Here is an 8,483-nt window from a genome sequence, read left to right on the forward strand (position 1 = left end):
GCTCAGGTCCTGTTCGCGGGTGTCGCGCACCAGGCGCCGCGTGATGTGCGCCGTTCACGAGGACTCCTTCATGACGCTCCATCCTCCATCGACCACCAGGCTCGCACCGGTCACATAGGAGGCGTCCTGTGATGCCAGGAAGGCGACGGCCGAGGCCACTTCCTCCGGCATGCCGAACCGCTTTGCCGCAGTGGCCGCCACACTGAGCGCCCGGTCGGCCTCAGGTATCCCGTCCCAAGCGGCGGTGAGGATGGGGCCGGGCAGCACGGTGTTGACCCGGATGTCCGGCCCGTACTCGACGGCCAACTGCCGCCCCAGCGCGCACAGCGCGCCCTTCGCCGCGGCATAGGCGGCATGGCCCGGCAGGCCGATGACCGCGTGCACGGAAGAGGTGAGGATGACGGAGCCCGACGCTTCACGGAGCGGGACCGCGAAGGTCTTCATCGCCCGCCAGGCCGGTTTGAGCAGCACGGCCATCTGGCCGTCCCACTCGGCCTCGCTCAGTTCGTGGGCGGGCTTGTTCAGCTGGGCGAAGGCGTTGCTGTGCAGCACGTCCAGCCGACCGTGACGCTCCTCGACGTGGCGGGCCAGGTTCTCCCAGTCGCCGGCCGAGGTCACGTCGCAGCGGACGTACTCCGCGAGCCCGCCGTCGTCCGCGATGCCTGCCGCGACCGCCTTGCCCGCCGCGTCGTCCACGTCCGTGACCACGACCGCCGCGCCCTCGGCCGCGAGCCTGCGCGCCGTGGCCGCGCCGATCCCGTGCGCCGCGCCGGTGATCACCGCCACGCGCCCCGCCATCCTGCGGCATCCCGTCATCGTGCGCTCTCCCCTTCGACTACCTGGCCCCATGAGTCGGCGCCTCGGACCCACGATAGCTCTTTCAATTAATAATGCATATATCTTGACGGGGCTGCTCCGGCCCTCCAAGACTGACCGGCACACCACACAGCATGGTCAGCCGCGCCGCGCTGTGGTCGGAGGTCGTCGCGGCAGGTCCAGGCGAGCAAGCCGTAGACAAAGGGACACACATGGACACCTCAGCACCATCGCGGAGAGCCGTTCTCCGGTGGGGGGCCGGAACGGCCGCGGCTCTCGCCGCCGCCCCGGCTCTGACTGCCTGCGGCGAGGCCGTCGGAGCCGCCCGCACGACCAGGCAGGCACCCACGCGCCGCGGCCAGAAGGTCAAGTTGGTCTTCTGGACGTGGGTACCTATGCAGAAGACCGTCGACCTGTGGAACCGGACGCACCCCGACATCCAGGTCGAGATGCAGACCATCCCCGCGAACGTGCAGGGCGGCTACCAGAAGATGCACTCCTCGCTGACGGCCGGGAACCCGCCGGACCTGGCGCAGGTCGAGTACCACGAGCTTCCCGGCTTCATGCTGGTCAACGGCCTGACGAACCTGAGCGCGTACGGTGCCGACGAGCTGCGCGACAGCTATGTGCCGTGGCAGTGGCAGCAGGGTGTCTTCGACGGCAAGGTCTACACCGTCCCTCAGGCGTCCGGCCCGATGGGTCTCTTCTACCGGCGGGACCTCTTCGCGAAGTGGGGCATCGAAACGCCCGCGACATGGGCCGAGTTCGAGGAGGCCGCCCGGGTGGTCAAGGCCCGCGGCACCGGTGCCCGGCTGTGCGCATTCGCGCCCAACCAGCCCACCTGGTTCGCCGCGATGTGCTGGCAGCGCGGTGCACGGTGGGTGCGCACCGAGGGCGACACCTGGGTCGTCGACATGAACGACGATCTCTCCCGCGAGGTCGCGGACTACTGGGAGCGGATGGTCCGCGACGACCTCGTCTTCGTCGAACCCGACATGTCCAGTGCCTGGTACAAGCACGTCCAGACCGGGAAGATCGCCGCCTGGGTCGGACCTCAGTGGGGCGACGCCCTGCTGCGCGGCAACGCGCCGGGCACCGCGGGCAAGTGGCGGGTCGCCCTGTTGCCGCAGTGGAAGGCGGGACAGAAGGCCTCCGCCAACTGGGGCGGATCGTCCACCGCGATCCTCCAGGGCAGCCGCCACCCGCGTGAGGCGCTCCAGTTCGCGCACTGGCTCAACACCGACCGCCGGGCCGTCGATCTGAACATCTCGGTGGGCTACGGCTGGCCCGCCGCCACGGGCATCTTCCGGGGTTCTGCGCTCGACAAGCCCGATCCGTTCTTCGGCGGACAGCGGTACAACGACGTGTTCACCGCCTCCGACCGGGCCATCGACACCTCCTGGAAGTGGTCCCCCACCACGGACGCCGACTTCGCCCAGCTCCAGGATGCCTTCGGCGCCTCCATCGCCGGAGACGGCAGCCTCGCCGGGTCGCTGGCCGACGTCCAGAAACGGACCGTGGACAACCTGCTGGCCAAGGGCCTGAAGGCGAGGAGCGCGCGATGAGCACCACGATCAGCCGGACGACGACGTCCGCACCGGGCGGCAGCCGGCGCTCCGCCCGCCCCGACCGGGCGGCATGGGGCTTCCTGCTCCCCTTCGTCGCCCTCTTCCTGTTCACCTTCGTCCTCCCGCTCGGCTACGCGGTCTACCAGAGCCTGCTCACCCCGGTCCGCTCCGGCCCGCTGGGCCTCGGCCCGGCCACCCTCGGCTTCGCCGGGCTGGACAACTACGCCCTCGCACTGCAGCAGTCGGCGTTCCTGGAGAGCTTCGCGCGGGTGCTGCTCTTCGGCCTCGTGCAGATCCCCGTGATGCTGCTCCTGTCCACCGCGCTGGCCCTGGCACTCGACACGCTCTCCCACCGCTGGGCCGGCATCCTGCGCGCCGCCTACTTCCTGCCCTACGGCGTGCCCGGCGTCATCGCGTCGATCCTGTGGGGCTTCCTGTACGTGCCCGGGGTGAGCCCCATCGTCGACCTGCTCGGCAAGGTCGGTCTCGCACCTGACTTCCTCGGATACGACAACGTGCTCTGGTCGATCGCCAACATCGTGATCTGGGAGTTCGCCGGCTACAACATGCTGGTGATCGTCGCCCAGCTCAAGGCGATCCCACAGGAGCTCTACGAGGCCGCGCGCATCGACGGGGCGAGCACCTGGCAGACAGCGATCCGGATCAAGCTGCCCCTGGCCCGGCCCGCCCTCGTCCTCACCGGCGTGTTCTCCATCATCGGCACCCTGCAACTGTTCGCCGAACCGCTGGTCATCAAGCCGCTGACCTCGACGGTCACCAACGCGTACACGCCGAACCTGAGCGCCTACAACGAGGCGTTCGCCAACAACAACATCTACCTCGCCGCGGCCGAGTCGGTGATCCTCGCCCTCGTGGCGAGCGTGCTGTCCTTCGGCTTCCTCAGCCTGGTGAACCGCAAGGAAAGAAGGGATGCACGGTGAGCGTGTCCACACCCCCCGCCGAGAAGCCGGTGGCCGCCGCCCTCGCTTCACGGACCGCCGGAGCACGCCGTGACGGCAGGCCGCGCCGCGGAGTGAAGCCCTCTCGGATCCTGCTGGTCGCACTGCTGACCGTCGCGGCCCTGTACTTCCTGCTGCCCGTCTACTGGCTGGTGGTGGCCTCCACCAAGAGCAGCGCCGACCTCTTCGGCACCTTCGGACTGTGGTTCTCCGACCCGCAGTGGCTGCACAACCTGGCGAACGTCTTCTCCTACGGCGACGGCATTTTCTGGAACTGGACGTGGAACAGCATCCTGTACGCGGGAGTGGGCGGTGCGCTGGCCACGCTGCTCGCGGGTGCCGCCGGATACGCCCTCGCCGTGTACCGGTTCCGTGGGCGGGAGGCCGTCTTCAAGGCCGTACTCGCCGGTGTGCTGCTCCCCAGCACCACACTCGCCCTGCCGATGTACCTGCTGTTCAGCAAGGCGGGCCTGGCCAACACGTACTGGGCCGTGCTGATCCCGAGCATGGTCAGCCCGTTCGGCGTGTATCTGTGCCGGATCTACGCGGAGGCCGCGGTACCGGCGGAGATGCTGGAGGCGGCACGGGTCGACGGCGCCGGCGAGTGGCGGATCTTCGGCACCCTCGTCCTGCGCACGATGACACCCGCACTGGTGACCGTCTTCCTCTTCCAGTTCGTCGGGATCTGGAACAACTACTTCCTGCCGCTGGTGATGCTCTCCGACGACCGCAAGTACCCCATCACCCTGGGCCTGACCACCTGGCAGACGGCGGCCGACCGCACTCCCGAGCTCTACCAGCTCACGGTGGGCGGAGCGTTCCTCTCGATCCTTCCACTGGCCGCCGCGATGCTCGTCCTGCAGCGCTACTGGCGGTCGGGTCTGACCCAGGGCAGCGTCAAGGGCTGACACACACTGTGGCCTGTGTCCGGCGCGGGACGCCGGACACAGGCCACAGTCTTGCCGGGCGCCTACGACCTGGGGTTGGCCGCCTTCCGGAACGTCTCGTGGACGAGCTTGGGCCGCTCCTCGCCGAAGGTGAGCAGGCCCATGACGGAGATGCCGTTGTGGTCCTGGTTGTATCCGGCCCGCTGCTTGTAGTCCTTCAGGACCCAGTAGGTGAAGCCGGCGACGAAGTCGCTGCGCTCGGCCACCTGGTTCCAGTGGGCGGTGAAACTCGCCGCCTGCCACTCCTCGGTGCCCTGGGTGGTGCTCGGGCCGTGGTTGCCGGCCTCCGACCAGGTGCCGTTCTCAGTGATCAGGATCGGCTTGCCGGGGTACTTCGCGTGCACCGAGTCCAGCGTCGGGCCCAGGTCGGCGTCCTTGCCGTAGAAGTAGCCGAAGTACTCGTTGAACCCGATCACGTCGGCGAGGTCGAAGGCGGGGTCGTTGCTTGTGTTGGATGCCCACGTCACGGGGCGTGCGGTGACGTCGACCGCCTTCACGGCCGCCTTCATGTCGGCGAGCCATGCGCGGTAGACGGGGCCGCCGTCGGCGTCGATCTCCGACTCGTTCTGCAGACACCAGAGGATCACCGACGGATGGTTGTGTTGGTTCCATGCCATCGTCAGGGCCAAGGCCCGGGCGAGTCCGTAGCGCTCGGTCTGCAGCTTCTCCTGGGCTGTGTTGAGCCACATGGTGTCGACATCGTCCATCACCAGCACACCGTGCTCGTCCGCCCAGTCGTAGACGTAGGGGTGACGGTTGTAGACGCAGTTGCGGACGAAGTTGGCACCCACTTCCGTGATGTGGCCCAGCTCCTTGTCGTACTCGGCGCGCGTCATGGCCCTGCCGTGCGCGCCGGTCTCCTCGTGCCAGTTGAGGCCCTTGAGGAACAGGGGCTTGCCGTTCAGCCGCAGTTGCGCGTCCGCCACCGACAGGTCACGCACGCCATAGCGTGTGGACAGGGTGTCCACACGCGGCCCCCCGGGCTTCGTGGCGGTCAGGGTGGCGCGGGCCGTGAGCGTGTGCGGCGAGGCCGGGCTCCACCGTGGCGCGCGGGGCACGGGGACCGAGACGCGTACGACGCCGGCCGACCGGGCCGGTATGCGGGCCGTGACCACGGTGGGCCGCGCGCCGCTTGCGCGGCCGGGATCCAGCGTCAGAGAACCGTCGAAGTCGGAGGGACCGTGGTTCTCGATCACGGCCCGTGCCTCGAGTCTCCCGTTCGCACCGGTCACGAGCAGCTTGGCGATGGTGACCCGCGGAACCGCCTCGATCCAGGCGGACCTGGTCAGGCCCGCGTAAGGCCAGTAGTCGACCGGCTTGTACGGGATCTCATAGTCGTCGGTGACCGGCTGCCCGGGCGAGGCCGTGTAGTCGGTGAAGGTCGCCCTGCGGAACACCCGCACCGCGATCGTCTGCCGGGTTCCCGGCTTGAGCGCCTTGCCCACCGGAAGCGCGAACGGGGAATTGGCGCCCTCGTGCTTGCCGAGGTGGGTGCCGTCGAGCCAGACCTCGGCGCTGTAGCCGACGGCCAGGAAGGCCATGCGCACATGGCGGGCCCGCCAGGAACTGGGAACGTCGACGGTGGTGCGGTACCAGGCGTACCCGTCGGCGAACGCGGTGCCCTTGCCGAAGGTGGCGGTCTCCGAGGCGAATCCGGGCGTGTCGAGCAGATCCCAGGCCGACGGGACGTCGATGCCGCCCCACGCCCGGTCGTCGAAGCGCGGAGACTGCCAGCCCTCGCCGAGCCCCTTGTTACCGGGGTCGAAGCAGAAGCGCCAGCGCTTGTCCAGAGACAGGTACTCGCGGGTGGGCTCATGCGTGCGCCAGCCGTCGAACGCGGGGAGCACCGCACCGTACTGGAAGACCACGTTGGTGCCGGCGACCTCGCGCACGTGCGTCCCGGACGGTTCGGTAGCCGGATGGGTGTCGAGCACCGGGCCCTCCGACGCCGCCGAGGCCGCACCCTCCGCGGCCCGCGCCGTGTCCGGCCAGGCCGGCAGGGCGACGCAGCCGACGGCGCCGAGCGCGGCGACGACACTGCGCCGGGACGGGTGGGCGGCCGTCCGGGCACGCCCGTGTTGCGGGTGGATGAGATCGGTCATGACGGAGAACTCCCTCGGTCACCGTCCGCGCGGCGGACTGGGTTCGCACGGCGGCTGAGCGGCACGCACGTGTCCAATGCCCCAAGAGCCTGATCAGCTCCGCGAGCACCGTCAAGGGAATATTCATAAATAATGAATTCATGTAGCGTGGTGACCTGCAGCCGCCTGAGCGCGGCTGATGGCACAACAGCGCCTTGACCAGGACAGCCCTGCTCGCACCGGCGCCGGCCCCGCCACCATTCCTCACCTCACGCGAACGACGGGTGACCTCATGACCGCACACCGACAGGCCACTACGGGCGAGAACACCGATCGGCTCGCCATCACCCTGTGGGACTTCAGCTGGTACACACAGGCAGGACCCGGCGAGCCGTTCGCCGACCTCGACCGCGCCTTCGCCGAGACGGTGGATCGCGGCTTCAACACCGTCCGGATCTGCGCCATGCCCTTTCTGCTCTTCTCCGGACGCGTCCCGGACCCGGAGTCCCTGCACGTCCGCGGCCTGGGCAAACAGTTCGGACAGCACACCCGCTGGTACAACGTCAGCGGCGGCTACCCGCTGGACGGCCTGAGGCGGCTGGTCGACCTGTTCGAGGCGGCCGCCCGGCACAACTGCCGGGTGATCGTGTCCTCATGGGAGTACCAGCAGTCCCCGAGCTTCGCCGACACCGACGCATGGCACCGCGCCCTGGCCGAGATCCCCGGGCCCGACCGAGCCGAGGTGATGGCCGAAGCGCTCGCCGGACTGCTGGACTTCCTCACCGAGCGCGGCCTGACCGACCAGGTCGCCTACGTCGAGGTGCACAACGAGGTCGACAACTGCTCACTGGTACCGGGCGACGGCACCACCTCCCACTACGCCCGGCTCCGCGACCCGCTCGGCCGGGCCGTGGACCTGCTGCGGGCACGCCATCCCGACATCCCCGTCACGTACTCACTGGGAGAGCCCTGGCCCGACGAGATCGACGACCTGCCGGAGCAGGCGCAGAACGCGCACTTCCACTTCTACGTCTACGGCGTGCTCGGCGCGCTGTACGAGGCCGTCGGGCTCGGGCACGGCACGGAGGCGGCGCCCGAAACAGCCGCCTGGCCCACTCCCGAACTGGCCGGCATGCTGCGCCCCGATGCGCCCGCCTTCACCGACTACCACCCCGACGAGCCCTGGCGACTGCAGGCGACCGGGATCCCGCGCGAACTCTTCTACGTACACGACTGGGTCGACCCCGACCGCTGGGACCTGTGGCTCTACGAGAACTACCAGTCGCACCGGCAGGCCATGCGGGAAACGCTGGCCCTGTGGGTCGACTCCGTCGCCGCTTTCGCTCGCCGCCGCGGCGTCCCCGCATTCCTCGGCGAAGGCGTGGTGGGATACACCCCTCTTCTGACACGCTTCGAGGAGGACGCCGTCGGCAAGGACCTGGCGGAGTTCGTCGTCGACCGCTGCCTCGCGGCAGGCTTCCACGGCGTCGTCCTCACCTCCAACGCGGCCCCCCATCACCCCATGTGGCTCACCGACAGCGACTGGATGCGACGGGTCAACGCCCGCGTCACCGCCCGCTGAACGCAACCGCACAGCGGCCGTGACAGCCGGCCGAGCCCGGCAAGCCGCAGTGGGCGGATGTGAACACCGACTGATCCACTACGCGAACGAGGGAGTGCGGGACAGCCGCGTCACATGAAGCCGAGCGGTCCTGGCGGTCAATCCGAAAGCTGCTGCCCGGCTGCGAACAGCAGCAGTATCGCCGCCGGGAGTGATGAGCTGTCCTGGACCGAACCTTTCACCGTGGGGGTCGACGGCAGGCGCCGGGCGCCGAACGGAAGCTTCCTTAGGACGAGGCCTCCGTTAGGTCCGGAGTGCCGACGAAACTCCCGTCCGATGCGCGGCACTTCGGCGGGGACGTCCTCCCAAGCATCCCGGGCGATCATCGGTCCGCGCATCGTGAAGCTCCATTAGTGCGCCCACAGGGCAGCGCCACGCTTCCCGGCCCAGTGCACAACTAGGGTCCGTCTTCAAAGATCATTAGATGGTGGATCATGGTTAGGTGATACGCCGCCATGAACTCACTGATCGGAAGTGGGAGTTACTCGCGC

At 68.8% G+C, this 8,483-nt stretch carries 6 protein-coding genes; 4 read left to right on the plus strand and 2 right to left on the minus strand.

The genetic code is table 11. From position 1 onward, the window contains the following. Nucleotides 1-54: 54 nt before the first annotated feature. Nucleotides 55-798 carry an SDR family NAD(P)-dependent oxidoreductase gene (locus ACFT4A_RS14765; protein ID WP_382829752.1) on the minus strand — a complete coding sequence of 248 codons (744 nt, stop codon included), beginning with the start codon at nucleotides 796-798 and terminating at the stop codon, nucleotides 55-57. A gap of 230 nt (nucleotides 799-1,028) precedes the next feature. On the opposite strand from ACFT4A_RS14765, the gene ACFT4A_RS14770 reads away from it, so the two are divergent. The 3 genes from ACFT4A_RS14770 to ACFT4A_RS14780 are packed head-to-tail and all read left to right on the plus strand — an operon-like array spanning nucleotide 1,029 to nucleotide 4,251. Continuing rightward, entirely contained in the window at nucleotides 1,029-2,381 is a 1,353-nt protein-coding gene (locus ACFT4A_RS14770; RefSeq protein ID WP_382829711.1) for an ABC transporter substrate-binding protein, read from the plus strand. Continuing rightward, nucleotides 2,378-3,325, plus strand: a complete 948-nt coding sequence (locus ACFT4A_RS14775; RefSeq protein ID WP_382829713.1) for a carbohydrate ABC transporter permease — start codon at nucleotides 2,378-2,380, stop codon at nucleotides 3,323-3,325. The genes ACFT4A_RS14770 and ACFT4A_RS14775 overlap by 4 nt, the downstream gene beginning before the upstream one ends. Further along, on the plus strand, nucleotides 3,322-4,251 hold the full coding sequence (locus tag ACFT4A_RS14780; protein ID WP_382829716.1) for a carbohydrate ABC transporter permease: 930 nt from the start codon (nucleotides 3,322-3,324) through the stop codon (nucleotides 4,249-4,251). The genes ACFT4A_RS14775 and ACFT4A_RS14780 overlap by 4 nt, the downstream gene beginning before the upstream one ends. Before the next feature lie 62 nt (nucleotides 4,252-4,313). On the opposite strand, the gene ACFT4A_RS14785 is transcribed toward ACFT4A_RS14780, so the two are convergent. Then, entirely contained in the window at nucleotides 4,314-6,392 is a 2,079-nt protein-coding gene (locus ACFT4A_RS14785) for a glycoside hydrolase family 2 protein (RefSeq protein ID WP_382829718.1), read from the minus strand. Between the two features lie 271 nt (nucleotides 6,393-6,663). On the opposite strand from ACFT4A_RS14785, the gene ACFT4A_RS14790 reads away from it, so the two are divergent. Then, complete coding sequence (locus ACFT4A_RS14790) at nucleotides 6,664-7,953, plus strand: cellulase-like family protein (RefSeq protein WP_382829721.1); 1,290 nt, start codon at nucleotides 6,664-6,666, stop codon at nucleotides 7,951-7,953. Nucleotides 7,954-8,483: the final 530 nt, after the last annotated feature.

It is taken from the genome of Streptomyces sp. NPDC057099 (assembly GCF_042671245.1).
GTDB lineage: Bacteria > Actinomycetota > Actinomycetes > Streptomycetales > Streptomycetaceae > Streptomyces > Streptomyces purpurascens.